Below are 15,645 nucleotides of genomic sequence, written 5' to 3' on the forward strand. Positions count from 1 at the left end.
CAAAGGAAGGCCGGAGGGAGGCCGAAGGGCCTGGCCCGCCGGGGGGACTGCCCGAATACCGCGCGTGGTGGGCAATACGGGACGCGCCCGGTACAGTCCACTTCCATGACCGCACGGCTTGCCGATATCGCAGCTCAGGCGGGGGTCAGCGAAGCGACGGTCAGCCGCGTACTGAACGGCAAGCCCGGTGTAGCAGCGACCACCCGTGAATCCGTCCTCGCGGCACTCGACGTCCTCGGCTACGAGCGTCCGGTGCGGCTGCGCAGGCGTAGCGCCGGCCTGGTCGGCCTGATCACCCCCGAGCTCGAGAACCCCATCTTCCCGGCACTGGCCCAGGTCATCGGCCAGGCGCTGACCCGGCAGGGCTACACGCCGGTGCTGGCGACCCAGACCCCCGGCGGCTCCACCGAGGACGAGCTCACCGAGATGCTCGTCGACCGTGGCGTCTCGGGCATCATCTTCGTCTCCGGACTGCACGCCGACACCTCCGCCGACATGCAGCGCTACGAGCAACTGCGCGCGCAGGGCGTCCCCTTCGTCCTGGTCAACGGCTTCTCGCCCAAGGTTCAGGCGCCGTTCATCTCGCCCGACGACCGGGCCGCGATGCGGCTCGCGGTGACGCACCTGGTGGCGCTGGGGCATCAGCGCATCGGTCTCGCGGTCGGCCCCAAGCGCTTCGTGCCGGTGCTCCGCAAGATAGAGGGCTTCCACGCCACGATGCGGGACCAGCTGGGTCTGGACCCGGACGCCGTGGAGGAACTGATCCAGCACTCCCTGTACACACTGGAGGGCGGTCAGGCCGCCGCCTCGGCGCTGATGGAGCGCGGCTGCACCGCGGTGGTGTGCGCGAGCGACATGATGGCGCTCGGTGCGATCCGGGCGGCCCGCCGGCTGTCGATGGAGGTTCCGCGCGACCTCTCGGTGGTCGGTTACGACGACTCGCCCCTCATAGCGTTCACCGATCCGCCGCTGACCACCATCCGGCAGCCGGTGACCGCCATGGGCCAGGCCTCGGTGCGCACGCTGCTGGAGGAGATCGGCGGCACGCCCGCTCCGCACAGCGAGTTCGTCTTCATGCCTGAACTGGTCGTTCGTGGTTCAACGGCCTCGGGTCCCGGTCCTTCCGCAGGACCTCGTCCTCGTCTTTAGGGTGGAGAACGTGCGACCCGAACCCGACCGGAGGATGATCGGGCGGAGGGGGACGTATCTGGCAGACTCTGCGCCTATGGGTGAATCGCACGTGACCACACAGGAAGACCGCACCGCGGCCGGCCCGTCATCCGTCACGGACGAACCGACGGCCACCGGTTCCACCAGAACCGTCGGGCACGGCCGACTGCGCTCGCTGCGCTCCCCGCGCCGGCCCCGGCTCTGGTTCGAGATCCTTCTCATCGCGGTCAGTTACTGGCTGTACTCGCTCGTACGCAACGCCGTGCCCGAGCAGAAGGCCGCGGCCCTGCGCAACGCCGACTGGATCTGGTCGCTGGAGCACACGGTGGGGCTCGCGTTCGAGGAGACCTTCAACCAGGCCGTCAACTCGGTGACATGGCTGATCGTGTCGATGAACTACTACTACGCGACGCTGCACTTCGTGGTCACCATCGGTGTGCTGGTGTGGCTGTTCCGCCGTCATCCGGGCCGCTACGCGGCCTCCCGTCTGGTCCTCTTCGCCACGACGGCCGTGGCCCTGCTCGGGTACTACCTGTTCCCGCTGGCCCCGCCCAGGCTGATGAACGGCGGGAGCTTCATAGACACGGTGATGGTGCACCAGACCTGGGGTTCGATGGCCTCGGGCAACTTCAAGCACATGTCGAACCAGTACGCGGCGATGCCGTCGATGCACATCGGCTGGTCGCTTTGGTGCGGTCTGACCATCTTCGCGCTGGCCTCCGCCCCGTGGGCGCGGATCCTGGGCCTGCTGTACCCGGCGGCCACGCTGGTCGTGATCGTGGCGACGGCGAACCACTTCTGGCTGGACGCGGTCGGCGGGATGGTCTGCCTGATGTTCGGCTACGCGGTGTCGTACGCGTGGTACGGGGCGTTGCCGCACCGGTTGCCGAAGCGGGTGCCTTCGGCGGGGGGCGGGGGGTGGCGGTTGCCCGGGCGGGGGCGTGCGTCTGTGCCCGTGCCCGTGGCTTCTTCGGCCCGTGCCGCGACGCGGGCGGAGCCGGCTCCCGCACACTCGGCCCCGCCCGGCTCCCCCTGACCCACCCCGGGGCTCCGCCCCTGACCCCGCTCCTCAATCGCCGGAGGGGCTTGGTTCGGCCCCTTCCCCCGAGGTCGGACGCGACCACCCGGCCGGTCCGGCGATTGAGGGCAGCTGTTCAGCCCGTCCCGGCGTTCGAGGGGCCGCGACCCCAGCCCGCCGGCACACGCGGCACCGCCCACCGCAGGCGCGGCCCCCTCAGCCCGCCGCCCCGTAGAACCGCTCCTCCACCACCGCCCGCGCCCGCCGCGTGATCCGCCGGTAGTCCTCCAGCATGTCCCCCGCGTGCCCGGGCTCATAGCCCAGGTAGCGGCCGACCGCCGTCAGTTCCCGCGGGTTCGAGGGGAACATGTCGCTCGGCCGTCCCCGGACCAGCATCACCGCGTTCCGCACCCGCGCGGCCAGCACCCACGCCTCGTCCAGGGTCTGTGCCTCCTCCGCGGGGATCAGCTCCGCCGCGCAGGCCGCGGCCAGTGCCTCGCGGGTGCGGGTCGTGCGCAGGCCGGGCTCGGCCCAGCCGTGCTGCATCTGCATCAGCTGCACGGTCCACTCGACGTCGCTGAGGCCGCCCCGCCCGAGCTTGGTGTGGAGCGTCGGGTCGGCGCCCCGCGGCATCCGTTCGGACTCCATGCGCGCCTTGAGCCGCCGGATCTCGCGGACCGCGTCCTCCCCCAGCCCTTCGGCCGGGTAGCGGAGCGGGTCGATCAGTTCGACGAAGGCACGTCCCAGTTCCTCGTCCCCCGCCATCGGCTCGGCGCGCAGCAGTGCCTGGCTCTCCCAGACGAGGGCCCAGCGCCGGTAGTAGGCCTCGTAGGACTTCAGGGTGCGTACCAGCGGCCCGCTCTTGCCCTCCGGGCGCAGGTCGGCGTCGATGAGGAGCGGCGGGTCGGCCGTCGGCAGCTGCAGCAGTCTGCGCATCTCCGTGATGACGGTGTTCGCGGCCCGGGCGGCCTCCTCGTCGCTCACGCCCTCGCGGGGCGCGTGCACGAACAGGACGTCCGCGTCGGAGCCGTAGCTCAGCTCATGACCGCCGAAGCGGCCCATGCCTATGACCGCGAACCGGGTCGGCAGGGTATCGCCCCACTGTTCGCGTACGGCCGCGCGCAGGGCGCCGGAGAGCGTGGCGGCGTTCAGGTCGGTGACGGCGGAGCCGACCCGGTCGACGAGCGCGCCCGGGTCCCGTTCGGCGGGGTTGTCCTCGGTGCCGTACGAGCCGGTGAGGTCGGCCGCCGTCGTGCGGAACAGCTCGCGCCGCCGCACGCCGCGTGCGACCGCGACGGCCGCCTCGGCGCCCTGCGCACGGCCCACGGCGGCCAGCACCTCCTGGTCCAGGTTCTCCCGGGTACGCGGCTTCAGCCCTTCCGGGTCGCCGAGGATGGCGACGGCCTCGGGGGCGCGCATGAGCAGGTCGGGGGCGAGCCGGCCGGCTGACAGGACCCGGGCGAGGTTTTCCGCCGCCGCCCCCTCGTCCCGCAGGAGCCGCAGGTACCAGGGGGTCTTGCCGAGCGCGTCGGACACCTGGCGGAAGCCGAGGAGCCCGGCGTCCGGGTCGGCGGAGTCCGCGAACCAGCCGAGCAGCACCGGCAGCAGGGTGCGCTGGATGGCCGCCTTGCGGGAGACCCCCGACGACAGGGCCTCCAGGTGCCGCAGCGCCGCTGCCGGGTCGGCGTATCCGAGGGCCTCCAGCCGGACGACGGCGGCCTTCGCGCTGAGCCGGCTCTCGCCGGGCGCGAGCTGGGCCACGGCGTCGAGCAGCGGCCGGTAGAAGAGCTTCTCGTGCAGCCGGCGCACCACGGAGGCGTGCCGCCGCCACGCCCGGTTGAGCTCGGCGACCGGGTCCGTACGCAGCCCGAGGGAGCGGCCCAGCCGCCGCAGGTCCGCTTCGCCCTCGGGGACGAGGTGGGTGCGGCGCAGCCGGTAGAGCTGGATGCGGTGCTCCATGGAGCGCAGGAAGCGGTAGGCGTCGTCGAGCTGCGCCGCGTCCGCCCGCCCGACGTACCCGCCGTCGGCGAGCGCCCGCAGGGCCGTCAGGGTGGAGCCGGAGCGCAGGGTGCTGTCGCTGCGCCCGTGGACGAGCTGGAGGAGCTGTACGGCGAATTCGACGTCCCGCAGCCCGCCGGGGCCCAGCTTGAGCTCGCGGTCGACGCGGTCGACGGGGATGTTGTCGACGACGCGGCGGCGCATCTGCTGGACGTCGCCGACGAAGTTCTCCCGGTCGGCGGCCTGCCACACCAGGGGCGAGACGGCCTCGACGTACTCCGCGCCGAGCTCGGGGTCCCCGGCCACCGGCCGGGCCTTCAGCAGTGCCTGGAACTCCCAGGTCTTGGCCCAGCGCTGGTAGTAGGCGAGGTGCGAGGACAGGGTCCGCACCAGGGGTCCGTTGCGGCCTTCGGGGCGCAGGTTGGCGTCGACGGGCCAGATGGTGCCTTCGACGGTGGTGTCGGAGCAGATCCGCATCATGTGGGCGGCGAGCCGGGTGGCGGCCTGCATGGCCCGGTTCTCCTCCGCCCCTTCGACGGGCTCGCCCACGAAGATCACGTCGACGTCGGAGACGTAGTTCAGCTCGTGCCCGCCGCATTTGCCCATCGCGATGACCGCGAGCCGGCACTGGGCGGCGTCGGCGGGCGCGTCGGTACGGGCTATGGCGAGGGCGGCCCGCAGCGTGGCCGTCGCCAGGTCCGCCAGTTCGGCGGCGACCTGCGCGAGGTCCGTGGTCCCGCACACGTCGCGGGCCGCTATCGACAGCAGGGACCGGCGGTAGGCGACCCGCAGCGAGTCCGGGTCGACGGCGTCGGCGAGCAGGTGCTCGAATTCCGCGACCCCGGGGTGCAGATCGGTGGCTTCGTACGTGACGAGCGCCTGCCAGTCGCGCGGGTGGCGCGCGAGGTGGTCGCCGAGGGCCTCGGAGGCGCCGAGGACGCCGAGGAGGCGGTCCCGCAGCGGCTTGGCGGCGACGAGCGTGTCCAGCAGGATCTGCCGCTCCTCGGCCTCCTCGGCCTCGACGAGCCGGACGAGGCTGTGCAGGGCGAGGTCGGGGTCGGACGTCGCCCCGAGGGCGTCGAAGAGGACGGGATCGGCCCGTACGGTACCGAGCTCGGGAAGGTCGAGCAGTCGTTCGGCGGCGGACGGATCGGTGAAACCGTGCCGCAGCAGTCGGGTGAAGGTACTGCTTCTGCGTCCCGGCACCGTCGTCATTCCGTGTTCTCCTGACCGCCGACCACACTTGCCCGCTCTACGAGCCTAGTCCCGCGCCGATGAATTGGGCGCGGAGGCAGAGTCCCTGCTTCACGGACACGATGACCGGAACGCCCACGCACGACACTTCCAGGAGGACCGCCATGCCGGACGACCACAAGGGTGAGGACACCGCCGCTCCCGGCACCACCCCCGAAACGGCGCTGGACGCCCGTTACAGCAGTGAGGGCGCCACCGCACGCCCGTGGCAGGAGGCGGTCGCGCTCCTGAGCGGCGCGGAGCTGTACTGGCTCTCCACGGTCCGGCCGGACGGCCGCCCGCACGTCACCCCGCTGATCGGGGTGTGGTCGGACGGCGCCCTGCACTTCTGCACCGGTCCCTCGGAACGCAAGGCGCGGAATCTGGCCGCGAATCCGGAGGTCGTCCTGACCACCGGCGCCAACGCCCTCGAAGAGGGCTTCGACGTCGTGGTCGAGGGCAGGGCGGCCCGGGTGACGGACGAGAAGCGGCTGATCGCGCTGGCCGAGGCGTGGGAGGAGAAGTACGGCGCCGACTGGCACTTCGGTGTCACGGACGGCATGTTCTCCAACGGTGCCGGCGGCCGTGCGGAGGTCTTCGCGGTGGCCCCCCGCACGGCCTTCGGCTTCGCCAAGGGCGACCCGTACGGCCAGACGCGCTGGCTCTTCGCCTGAGCCGGGAGCCCCGGACCCGCGGACAGCGGGCCTGAGCCGGATGCCGGCCCCCCGTCGGACAGCGGGCCTGAGCCGGATGCCGGCCTCCCCGCCGGATACCGGGCCTGAGCCGGATGCCGGCCCCCCGTCGGACAGCGGGCCTGAGCCGGATGCCGGCCTCCCCGCCGGATACCGGGCTTGAGCCGGATGCCGGCCCCCCGTCGGACAGCGGGCCTGAGCCGGATGCCAGCCCCCCCGTCGGATACCGGAGGGCCGGCTGCCCCGCCCTCGTCGCCTACCGGGGCCGGGTCCCGATGACGACGGTGGCGTACAGCTCCTCGGAGACGACGGTGCGCGCGAGGAGTCCACGGCTCCCCACCGTCTCCTCGGCGCGCGCGGCCTGCCGTTCGCTGGTCTCGACCAGCAGGCTGCCGCCCGGGGCCAGCCAGTCGGCCGCCTCGGCGACGACGCGCCGCATCACGTCGAGGCCGTCGCCGCCTCCGTCGAGCGCGACGCGGGGTTCGTGGACGCGCGCCTCCGCGGGCAGCAGGGCGACGTCACCGGTGGGCACGTACGGCACATTGGCGAGCAGGACGTCGACCCGCCCGCGCAGCGAACGGGGCAGGGGTGCGAAGAGGTCGCCCTCGTAGACCGTGCCGAGACCGCCCACATTGCGCCGGGCACAGCGCACGGCGGCGGGTTCGACGTCGGCGGCGTGCAGTTCGACGCCGTCCAGCGACGAGGCCAGCGCCGTACCCAGCGCCCCGGAACCGCAGCAGAGGTCGACCACGACCGCAGGAGCCGGGGTGAGCGCCGCGGCCTGCCGGACGAGGAATTCGGTACGCCGCCGGGGCACGAAGACCCCGGGGGCGACGGAGATCCGCAGTCCCCAGAACTCGGCCCAGCCGAGTACGTGTTCAAGCGGCAGACCGGCTGCCCGGCGTTCCAGCATGGTGGCGAGCGCGGCGGGGTCGGCCGCCGTGGCCAGAAGGAGTTCCGCCTCGTCCTCGGCGAAGACGCAGCCGGCGGCACGGAGCGTGGTGACGAGGGTCGAGAAGGTGAGCGGTGGGGCGAATTCCTGCATGGGGCGGAGCCTTTCGGATGAACCGATGGGCGCTCCGCGATCGCTCAGGCCCGGTCGGCCACACGACGGCGAGGAGTGAGCGCCCAGCCTGCTGAAGCGGTAATGGGTCTCACCTCCTGGGTCGGTCCCGGTCTCGGGACGCGTCACACTACCGGAATGCTCCTGCCCGCCGCACGGGCGGGACGAGCCGGGCCCCGTGCCCCGCCCGGTCCTGGGCGGCGGGGCACGGTGTACCGCCGCGGCGCCCGTGGTGCGGGCTGCCGCCGGTGGATCAGCCGCAGTTCGTCGCGTACCGGATGACGTACCGCTCGGGCGCGGGGCCGATGGCGCCGGACCGGTCGATGCGGGAGCCCTTGCCGCTGATGAACACGGGGCCGGCGTGATCCCGCTCCGCAGGCGCCGTTGCACGCCGCAGGGAGGTACGCGTGAATGCTCCTTCAGCACGTCGACATCCTCGCTGGCCCCCGAGTGCCCGTACCGCGACCGGAGTTCGGCCGGCCGGAGGCTCGGAGGCCGGTGCTGTCGCACGGCTCCGTCGGCGTCAGGACGAACGCGGCGGCGACACCGGCCACCGCGATCCCCCGCGGAGATCAGGAAGATAATGGCGGCATGGAGAGCTCTGTGGGACTGCGGGAGCGCAAGAAGGAAGCCACCCGGCAGGCCGTGCACGAGGCGACACTGCGCCTCACCGTCGAGCACGGCTTCGATCATGTGACGGTGGAGGCGGTCGCCGACGCGGCCGGGATCTCCCGCCGGACGTTCTCCAACTACTTCACGAACAAGGAGGACGCGCTCCTGTACGGCGAGGAACAGCACATCAGGGCGCTGGTCCTCGCGGTCCGCGACCGCCCCGCCGAGGAACACGCCTGGACCGCGCTCCGGGCGGCGGCGGCCGATTTCTCGCGGCGCATCGCTCCGCCGGAGCGCGAGTGGGCCGTGCGGACCCGGCTGGCCATGCGCCACCCCTCGCTGCTCGCCCGCCAGCTCGCCAACCACGCGGCCCTGGAGCGGGACCTGGCCGAGGCCGTGGCCTCCCGCCAGGGTCCGGTCGCGGGGGACGTACGGCCCTTGGTCCTGGCTGCGGCATTCCTGTCGTCGCTGCGGATCGCGATGCGGCTGTGGATCGAGGAGGACCAGGCGCGGGGGCCGGGCGCGGTGATCGACGAGATCCTCGACGAGATGGGGCGCGGCTTCGCCTGAGGGAGGCGGCGGCCCGTCAGCGTGTCTCGACGTAGCAGGTGACCACCGGATCGGCACCGACGCCCCACCGGGCCTCGCCGGGCCAGGTGTACCAGAAGTGGTCCTTCTCGACGCCCTCCCGGGTCCAGGCGGCGGGCGCCGATCCGAACGCGTCCCGGCAGGCCTCACCGGCCATCCGCTTCGCGGCCCTGTTCCCCGGGTACGCGGCGTCGAACCGTGCGTGGGCGTACACGCGGGCCTCGTGGGGCTGCGCGCAGGGGACGGACACCACCATGTCGAGGGTGCGGGTGCCCGTGGTGAGGTCGGCGCATCCGCCCTGCTTCACCTCACCGACCGCGGTGACGGACTCCTCCGCGTCGAGCGTGCGTTCCGACGCCGCGGGCATGACCGGCGCGGACTTCCCGAAACCGCTCACCTTCAGGACGGCGCGCAGCCCGGTCACCTCGTCCAGGGCGCTGTCCTTCCTGTCGAGCAGGCCCGAGAAGTCGGCCTCCGCCCGGGTGACTCGCCCTTCGGCGTCCGTGGACATGCTGAGCGACACGGGCGTCGCCGTACCGTTCGGGTCGATGTCCGCGGTGAGTTCGGCGGCCAGGTCCTTGGGGAACAGCCGCAGCGCGTTGAACGCGGTGAGCTTCCCCAGGTAGGTGCGCCCGCCCTTCGCGGCCGGCGACTCCTTCACCTTCGCGGCCGGCGACTGCTTCACCTTCGTGGCCCCGCTCAGGATCTCCAGGAGTGTCCCGCCGAACGCGGACTCGGCTCCCCGCAGCGAGTCGACCGCGGCGCCGGTGCCGAACGCGTCGGAGGACCCTTCGTAACGCAGCCAGTAGCCTGCCCCGCCCGCCCGCAGCCGGACGGTGTCCGGTTCGACCGCGACCCGGGTGCGCGCGGGGGCACGGCCCGCCCCCAGGCGAACGCCCAGCAGCGCGTCCTTGGCCTCGTCCGGCAGGTCGTCGGCCGGTGCCCAGTCGATCGTTCCGGCGGCCCGTCCGCCCGGGAAGTCGATCCGCCCCGCGGTCTTCTGCACCGTGTCGCCGGACGGCGAGGTGAAGGTCAGGGTCTGGCTGAAGGTCGCGGTGCGCGCGGCCTGCGTCGCCAGCAGTGCCTGACGGGGCTGCTGCTCGACCGGCACGCCGAAGACCGGGTGGGCGGGCTCGTCGTCGGTGCCGCCGGCACAGCCGGTCAGCAGCAGGACGGCCGAGGCGGCGACGGCGCCCAGCGGGAGGACATGGCTTCTGATCACGTCGGTACGACCGCGAAACCGCCCGCCCGGTTGCCCTCCCCCGGGTAACGGAACGGTCCCACCTGTGAGGCGCGGAACGCAGCGCGCCCGTACGTGTCCTGCGGAGGCGTCGGGCCGACCGGCACAGGCCTGCCGGGATCACCGCGCGCGACCTCCGGCCGTGGGGGTCGGCAGCAGGAACACACCCGCCGGCAGGAACCCGCAGCCGAGCAGGGCGCCGACGGTCTTCGCCACGCGGTCTCCCGGGCGGGTCACATCGGTCTCGTCGGTGGTCACCGACGCATTGTGCGGCGGCGGGCCTCCAGAGGTCCACGGAGCACACACGCACCCTTGGCCCACCCCTCGTTGCCGGAACCCTGAACCCGGCCCCTCACCGGCCCACCCGGCGAAACGGCTTCGGGCCGACGGCACGTGACCGTCGGCCCGAAGCCGCGTGCGTGTACGGGAGCCTGCGCCTACAGCACCGGCAGGAGTGCCTTCAGCTCGAAGGCGGTGACCTCGCTGCGGTACTCCTCCCACTCCCGCTTCTTGTTGCGCAGGAAGAAGTCGAAGACGTGCTCGCCCAGCGTCTCCGCCACCAGCTCGCTCTTCTCCATCAGCGCGATCGCCTCGCCGAGGTTCTGCGGCAGCGGCTCGATGCCCATCGCGCGGCGCTCCGCGTCGGAGAGCGCCCAGACGTCGTCGTCCGCGCCGGCCGGGAGTTCGTAGCCCTCCTCGATGCCCTTGAGGCCCGCGGCGAGCAGCACCGCGTACGTCAGGTAGGGGTTGGCGCCGGAGTCGATGGAGCGGACTTCGACACGGGCCGAGCCGGTCTTGCCCGGCTTGTACATCGGGACGCGGATCAGCGCGGAGCGGTTGTTGTGGCCCCAGCAGATGTACGAGGGGGCCTCGCCACCGGCACCGGCGGAGCGGGAGGAGCCGCCCCAGATGCGCTTGTAGGAGTTGACCCACTGGTTGGTCACGGCGGAGATCTCCGCCGCGTGCTTCAGGAGGCCCGCGATGAACGAGCGGCCGACCTTGGAGAGCTGGTACTCGGCGCCGGACTCGTAGAACGCGTTGCGGTCGCCCTCGAAGAGGGAGAGGTGGGTGTGCATGCCCGAGCCCGGGTACTCCGAGAACGGCTTGGGCATGAAGGTCGCCTGGACGCCCTGCTCCAGCGCGACCTGCTTCATGACCAGTCGGAACGTCATGATGTTGTCGGCGGTGGAGAGCGCGTCCGCGTACCGCAGGTCGATCTCCTGCTGGCCGGGCGCACCCTCGTGGTGGCTGAACTCGACCGAGATGCCCATCGATTCGAGCATGGTGATCGCCTGGCGGCGGAAGTCCATGCCGACGTTCTGCGGCGTGTGGTCGAAGTAGCCGGAGCTGTCCGCCGGGGTGGGGCGGGTGCCGTCGACCGGCTTGTTCTTCAGCAGGAAGAACTCGATCTCCGGGTGGGTGTAGAAGGTGAAGCCCAGGTCCGAGGTCTTGGCGAGAATGCGCTTCAGCACGTAGCGCGGGTCGGCGAAGGACGGCGAGCCGTCCGGCATGAGGATGTCGCAGAACATCCGGGCGGTCCCCGGGGCCTCCGCACGCCACGGCAGGATCTGGAACGTGGCCGGGTCCGGCTTGGCGATCATGTCTGATTCGTATACGCGGGCGAAGCCCTCGATGGCCGAGCCGTCGAAGCCGATGCCCTCATCGAAGGCCTGTTCGAGTTCAGCCGGGGCCACGGCGACGGACTTGAGGTAACCGAGAACATCGGTGAACCACAGCCGTACGAAGCGGATGTCGCGCTCCTCAAGCGTCCTGAGGACGAATTCCTGCTGCTTGTCCATAGCCACATCCTTGCAGTTCAGACGGTCCGTGCACCACCGCCCGGGGTAGGGGAGACACCTCAGTATCACGACCCGGGATTTCACCCAGATTACGCACTCGGTGTGAGAGAGAGCACGCGGCCACCCACTACGATCGGCGCCCATGGCGTGCAAGGGGTGCGAGGGCAGTCCCGAGGCCCCGCGCGCACCCGCTTTCCGGCCCGTTCCGTCCCTCCCTACTCCTTGGCAGAAGGACCCGACGACATGAGCTTCGACAGCAGGACCCGCGTGGACCAGACGCACGGCGCCGACGGTGCGCGCACCCGCCGCAACACCGTCGTCGCCATAGGCCTGGGTGCCGTCGTGGTCGCCGGACTGCTCGGTTTCGGCACGTACACGCTGCTGGAGAGGACCGCGTCGAAGGATTCGGGTGCGGCCTCCGGGACGCAGGACGCCAAGCAGGGCGAGCCGACCGAGCAGGAGAAGCAGGAGTTGGCCGCCGGGCCCGTCGAGGGCGAGAAGACGTGGGACGCGAAGAAGCTGACCCGCAACCACGTCGCGACCGACGTGACGTACCCCATGGAGCCGCCGGTCGGCGGGGACCACGCGCAGGCATGGCTGAACTGCGACGGCGTCGTATACGAAAAGGCCGTCCGTGACGTCAACGCCGTGCACGCCCTGGAGCACGGCGCGGTGTGGGTCACGTACAACGACCGGGCGGCCGACGCGGAGGTGCGCAAGCTCGCGTCGCGGGTCGGGACCACCCCGTACACCCTGATGAGCCCGTACCCGGGCCAGGACGGGGCGATCATGCTGACCGCCTGGGGCAAGCAGGTCACGGTGGACAGTGCCGACGACCGGCGGGTGGCCCAGTTCTTCGCGAAGTACGTCCAGGGCGCGCAGACACCCGAGCCGGGTGCGCCCTGCACGGGCGGGATCGACGGGTGAGCACGTCACGCACCCGGCGTACACGGTGGGTGGCGGGCTCCGCGGTGGCGCTCGCCCTGCTGTTCGCGGGGGCGGCGACGATCGCCTCCGCGCGGGGTGACGGGGCGGCCCCCGCGCCCCGTACGCCCTCGACAAAGTCCGCGGACGCGGGATTCGCCCGGGACATGGCCGTCCACCATCAGCAGGCCGTGGAGATGTCCTTCCTGGTGCGGGACCACACGCGGGACGAGGACGTACGGCGGCTGGCGTACGACATCGCCAACACGCAGGCCAACCAGCGGGGCATGCTGCTCGGCTGGCTGGACCTGTGGGAGCTGCCGAAGACGGCGCCCGACGGTCAGGAGCCGATGGCGTGGATGTCCGGCGGCCATGACGGGCACGGCTCGCGCGACATGGGGGGCATGCGGGAAACGGCCGGGGCAGCGGACGGGGGTACGGAGCACGGCGGGGCCGGATTCGAGGCCCACGACGGGGCCCTCATGCCGGGCATGGCCACCAGGACGGAGCTCGCACGTCTCGGCGAGGCCGAGGGGAAGCGGGCCGAGATCCTCTTCCTGCAGCTGATGACCGACCATCACGAGGGCGGCGTCGAGATGGCGCGCGGCTGCGCCGAGCGGTGCACGGTGGGGGTGGAGAAACGGCTCGCCCAGGGCATGGTCGAGGGGCAGCGGTCCGAGCTGGACCTGATGGCGGACATGCTCGCGGCAAGGGGTGCGAAACCCCGCCCCTGAGGGGCCGGCCCGGGTCTCGTACACCCGAATGGGTGATAGCGGTCGCCGCTCCGTACGGTCCCGAGGACCATGGGTTGCGCTCGGGGCCGTACGGCAGTGCCCACCAGCACGCAGGAGGAATCCCCCATGACCACCGCCAAGGACATCATGCACACCGGGGCCCACTGGATCCCGGCCCACGAAACGCTGGACCGTGCCGCGCAGATGATGCGGGACCACAAGGTGGGCGCGCTGCCCGTCTCCGCCAACGGCGGGCAGGACAGAATGGTCGGCATCATCACCGACCGCGACATCGTGATCAAGTGTGTGGCGTCGGGGCACGATCCGTCGACGGCCACGGCGGGCGAGCTCTGTGACGGAACGCCGCGCTGGATCGAGTCGACCGCCGATGTCGAAGCGGTGCTGGAGGAGATGCAGAGCCACCGGATCCGCCGGCTGCCCGTGGTCGAGAACAAGAAGCTCATCGGCATGATCAGCGAGGCCGATCTGGCGCTCCACCTCTCGGACGAGCAGGTCGCGGGGTGGGCGGAAAAGGTCTACGCCCGCTCCTGACAACGCCTCCCGGCCCGGTGCCGCCGCGTGTGCGGGGTGCCGGGCTGCGGGGACCCGGATCGCCGGAGCCCGCACCGCGACCTCCGGGCGTCCGCGCCGACGGGCCACCGCCACGGTCTCCCCGGCGCAGCCGCCCCTCCCCCGCCGTCGCGACGGCCCGTCCGGCCCCGCACACAGCGGCCCCGGACCTGCCCCGCCCCGCCCCCGACCGGAATTCCGCAGGCCCGCCAGGACATCGCGTCAGAAAGACGATTACACTGGCCGCGTGCCTCAACTACGTCTCGCACTGAATCAGATCGACTCGACCGTCGGTGACATCGCCGCCAACTCCGAGTCCGTCGTCCACTGGACCCGGCACGCCGCCGAGCAGGGCGCCCATCTGGTGGCGTTCCCCGAGATGGTGCTGACCGGATACCCCGTCGAGGACCTGGCCCTGCGGTCGTCCTTCGTCGAGGCCTCCCGGGCGGCGCTGCGCGCGCTCGCCGTCCGCCTCGTCGACGAGGGCTTCGGCGAGCTGCCGGTCGTCGTCGGCTACCTCGACCGCTCCGAGCACGCGGCGGCGCGCTACGGGCAGCCCGCCGGTTCCCCGCGCAACGCCGCGGCGGTCCTGCACCGCGGGCAGGTCGCGCTGAACTTCGCCAAGCACCACCTGCCCAACTACGGCGTGTTCGACGAGTTCCGGTACTTCGTGCCGGGCGACTCGATGCCCGTCGTGCGGGTGCACGGCATCGATGTGGCGCTCGCGATCTGTGAGGACCTCTGGCAGGACGGCGGCCGTGTCCCGGCCGCCCGTGCCGCCGGGGCCGGGCTGCTGCTGTCGATCAACGCGTCGCCCTACGAGCGCGACAAGGACGACAGCCGGCTCGAACTGGTCCGCAAGCGCGCGCAGGAGGCCGGTTGCACGATCGCCTACCTGGCGATGATCGGCGGCCAGGACGAGCTGGTCTTCGACGGTGACTCGATCGTCGTCGACAAGGACGGCGAGGTGATCGCCCGTGCCCCGCAGTTCGCCGAGGGCAGCGTGATCCTGGACCTGGATCTGCCGGCCGCCGCGTCCGAGGCCCCGTCCGGCGTCGTGAACGACGGGCTGCGCATCGACCACGTGGTGATCTCCGAGGAGCCCCTCCCGGCGTACGAGCCGGAGCTGGCCGGCGGCTACGCGGAGCGGCTCGACGACGACGAGGAGCTGTACTCGGCGCTGGTCGTGGGCCTGCGCGCGTACGCCGCGAAGAACGGTTTCAGCGGTGTACTGATCGGGCTCTCGGGCGGCATCGACTCGGCACTGGTCGCGGCCATCGCCTGCGACGCCCTGGGGGCCGCGAACGTGTACGGCATCTCGATGCCGTCGAAGTACTCCTCGGACCACTCCAAGGGTGACGCGGCCGAGCTGGCCCGGCGTACCGGGCTGAACTTCCGCACCGTACCGATCGAGCCGATGTTCGACGCGTACATGGGGTCGCTGGGGCTCACGGGTCTCGCCGAGGAGAACCTCCAGTCGCGGCTGCGCGGCACGATGCTGATGGCCGTCTCCAACCAGGAGGGCCAGATCGTCCTCGCGCCGGGCAACAAGTCGGAGCTTGCGGTCGGTTACTCCACTCTGTACGGGGACTCCGTCGGCGCGTACGGGCCGATCAAGGACGTGTACAAGACGTCGGTGTTCCGCCTCGCGAAGTGGCGCAACCGTGCCGCCGAGGAGCGGGGGCAGACCCCGCCGATCCCGGAGGCCTCCATCACCAAGCCGCCGAGCGCCGAACTGCGCCCGGACCAGGTGGACACGGACTCGCTGCCGGACTACGACGTGCTGGACCGGATCCTGGAGATGTACGTCGACCGGGACCAGGGGCTCGACGCGATCGTCGCGGCAGGCTTCGACGCGGAGCTGGTGGCGAGGACGCTGCGGATGGTGGACACGGCGGAGTACAAGCGCCGGCAGTACCCGCCGGGCACGAAGATCTCACCGAAGGGCTTCGGCAAGGACCGCCGCCTGCCGATCACGAACCGGTGGCGCGAGTCGAGCTGACG

General features: G+C 71.8%; 13 protein-coding genes. 8 read left to right on the forward strand and 5 right to left on the reverse strand.

Going from position 1 to position 15,645, the window contains the following annotated elements; genetic code table 11:
- Positions 1-105 precede the first annotated feature (105 nt).
- Positions 106-1,149, forward strand: coding sequence for a LacI family DNA-binding transcriptional regulator (locus tag OG524_RS10280; protein ID WP_405391242.1), 1,044 nt, complete (start codon positions 106-108; stop codon positions 1,147-1,149).
- A 76-nt stretch (positions 1,150-1,225) separates the two neighbouring features.
- Positions 1,226-2,206 carry a phosphatase PAP2 family protein gene (locus OG524_RS10285; RefSeq protein ID WP_405391241.1) on the forward strand — a complete coding sequence of 327 codons (981 nt, stop codon included), beginning with the start codon at positions 1,226-1,228 and terminating at the stop codon, positions 2,204-2,206.
- Positions 2,207-2,404: 198 nt separating this feature from the next.
- Here OG524_RS10285 and OG524_RS10290 read toward each other — a convergent pair whose 3' ends face one another.
- Positions 2,405-5,401, reverse strand: coding sequence for a bifunctional [glutamine synthetase] adenylyltransferase/[glutamine synthetase]-adenylyl-L-tyrosine phosphorylase (locus OG524_RS10290; protein ID WP_405391240.1), 2,997 nt, complete (start codon positions 5,399-5,401; stop codon positions 2,405-2,407).
- A gap of 143 nt (positions 5,402-5,544) precedes the next feature.
- On the opposite strand from OG524_RS10290, the gene OG524_RS10295 reads away from it, so the two are divergent.
- Entirely contained in the window at positions 5,545-6,093 is a 549-nt protein-coding gene (locus OG524_RS10295) for a pyridoxamine 5'-phosphate oxidase family protein (RefSeq protein ID WP_405809923.1), read from the forward strand.
- 274 nt (positions 6,094-6,367) lie between these two features.
- On the opposite strand, the gene OG524_RS10300 is transcribed toward OG524_RS10295, so the two are convergent.
- A complete protein-coding gene (locus OG524_RS10300; RefSeq protein WP_405391238.1) occupies positions 6,368-7,156 on the reverse strand; it encodes a putative protein N(5)-glutamine methyltransferase in 789 nt (262 codons plus the stop codon).
- Between the two features lie 609 nt (positions 7,157-7,765).
- Between OG524_RS10300 and OG524_RS10305 the strand changes: the two genes are divergently transcribed.
- On the forward strand, positions 7,766-8,356 hold the full coding sequence (locus tag OG524_RS10305) for a TetR family transcriptional regulator (protein ID WP_405391237.1): 591 nt from the start codon (positions 7,766-7,768) through the stop codon (positions 8,354-8,356).
- A gap of 16 nt (positions 8,357-8,372) precedes the next feature.
- Here OG524_RS10305 and OG524_RS10310 read toward each other — a convergent pair whose 3' ends face one another.
- From OG524_RS10310 to glnA, 3 genes are all read right to left on the reverse strand, one after another.
- Complete coding sequence (locus OG524_RS10310) at positions 8,373-9,596, reverse strand: hypothetical protein (RefSeq protein ID WP_405391236.1); 1,224 nt, start codon at positions 9,594-9,596, stop codon at positions 8,373-8,375.
- 138 nt (positions 9,597-9,734) lie between these two features.
- Complete coding sequence (locus OG524_RS10315; RefSeq protein WP_405391235.1) at positions 9,735-9,872, reverse strand: hypothetical protein; 138 nt, start codon at positions 9,870-9,872, stop codon at positions 9,735-9,737.
- Between the two features lie 179 nt (positions 9,873-10,051).
- Complete coding sequence (gene glnA / locus OG524_RS10320) at positions 10,052-11,413, reverse strand: type I glutamate--ammonia ligase (RefSeq protein WP_405391234.1); 1,362 nt, start codon at positions 11,411-11,413, stop codon at positions 10,052-10,054.
- 243 nt (positions 11,414-11,656) lie between these two features.
- Between glnA and OG524_RS10325 the strand changes: the two genes are divergently transcribed.
- The 4 genes from OG524_RS10325 (at position 11,657) to OG524_RS10340 (ending at position 15,643) form a co-directional block, all read left to right on the forward strand.
- Positions 11,657-12,340 (forward strand): DUF3105 domain-containing protein, encoded by a 684-nt coding sequence (locus tag OG524_RS10325; protein WP_405391233.1) that lies wholly within the window; start codon positions 11,657-11,659, stop codon positions 12,338-12,340.
- Positions 12,337-13,071 (forward strand): DUF305 domain-containing protein, encoded by a 735-nt coding sequence (locus OG524_RS10330; protein WP_405809926.1) that lies wholly within the window; start codon positions 12,337-12,339, stop codon positions 13,069-13,071. Before OG524_RS10325 ends, OG524_RS10330 begins: the two co-directional genes overlap by 4 nt.
- Before the next feature lie 126 nt (positions 13,072-13,197).
- Positions 13,198-13,623 carry a CBS domain-containing protein gene (locus OG524_RS10335; RefSeq protein WP_405391231.1) on the forward strand — a complete coding sequence of 142 codons (426 nt, stop codon included), beginning with the start codon at positions 13,198-13,200 and terminating at the stop codon, positions 13,621-13,623.
- A 265-nt stretch (positions 13,624-13,888) separates the two neighbouring features.
- On the forward strand, positions 13,889-15,643 hold the full coding sequence (locus OG524_RS10340; RefSeq protein WP_405391230.1) for an NAD+ synthase: 1,755 nt from the start codon (positions 13,889-13,891) through the stop codon (positions 15,641-15,643).
- The last annotated feature ends 2 nt before the right edge of the window (positions 15,644-15,645 follow it).

It is taken from the genome of Streptomyces sp. NBC_01520, from assembly GCF_045040375.1.
Lineage (GTDB): Bacteria > Actinomycetota > Actinomycetes > Streptomycetales > Streptomycetaceae > Streptomyces.

Bases quoted from the DNA above. Each gene is read 5' to 3' on its own strand.
- OG524_RS10280 (WP_405391242.1), top strand. From the start codon at position 106: ATGACCGCACGGCTTGCCGATATCGCAGCTCAGGCGGGGGTCAGCGAA.
- OG524_RS10285 (WP_405391241.1), top strand. From the start codon at position 1,226: ATGGGTGAATCGCACGTGACCACACAGGAAGACCGCACCGCGGCCGGC.
- OG524_RS10290 (WP_405391240.1), bottom strand. From the start codon at position 5,401: ATGACGACGGTGCCGGGACGCAGAAGCAGTACCTTCACCCGACTGCTG.
- OG524_RS10295 (WP_405809923.1), top strand. From the start codon at position 5,545: ATGCCGGACGACCACAAGGGTGAGGACACCGCCGCTCCCGGCACCACC.
- OG524_RS10300 (WP_405391238.1), bottom strand. From the start codon at position 7,156: ATGCAGGAATTCGCCCCACCGCTCACCTTCTCGACCCTCGTCACCACG.
- OG524_RS10305 (WP_405391237.1), top strand. From the start codon at position 7,766: ATGGAGAGCTCTGTGGGACTGCGGGAGCGCAAGAAGGAAGCCACCCGG.
- glnA (WP_405391234.1), bottom strand. From the start codon at position 11,413: ATGGACAAGCAGCAGGAATTCGTCCTCAGGACGCTTGAGGAGCGCGAC.
- OG524_RS10325 (WP_405391233.1), top strand. From the start codon at position 11,657: ATGAGCTTCGACAGCAGGACCCGCGTGGACCAGACGCACGGCGCCGAC.
- OG524_RS10335 (WP_405391231.1), top strand. From the start codon at position 13,198: ATGACCACCGCCAAGGACATCATGCACACCGGGGCCCACTGGATCCCG.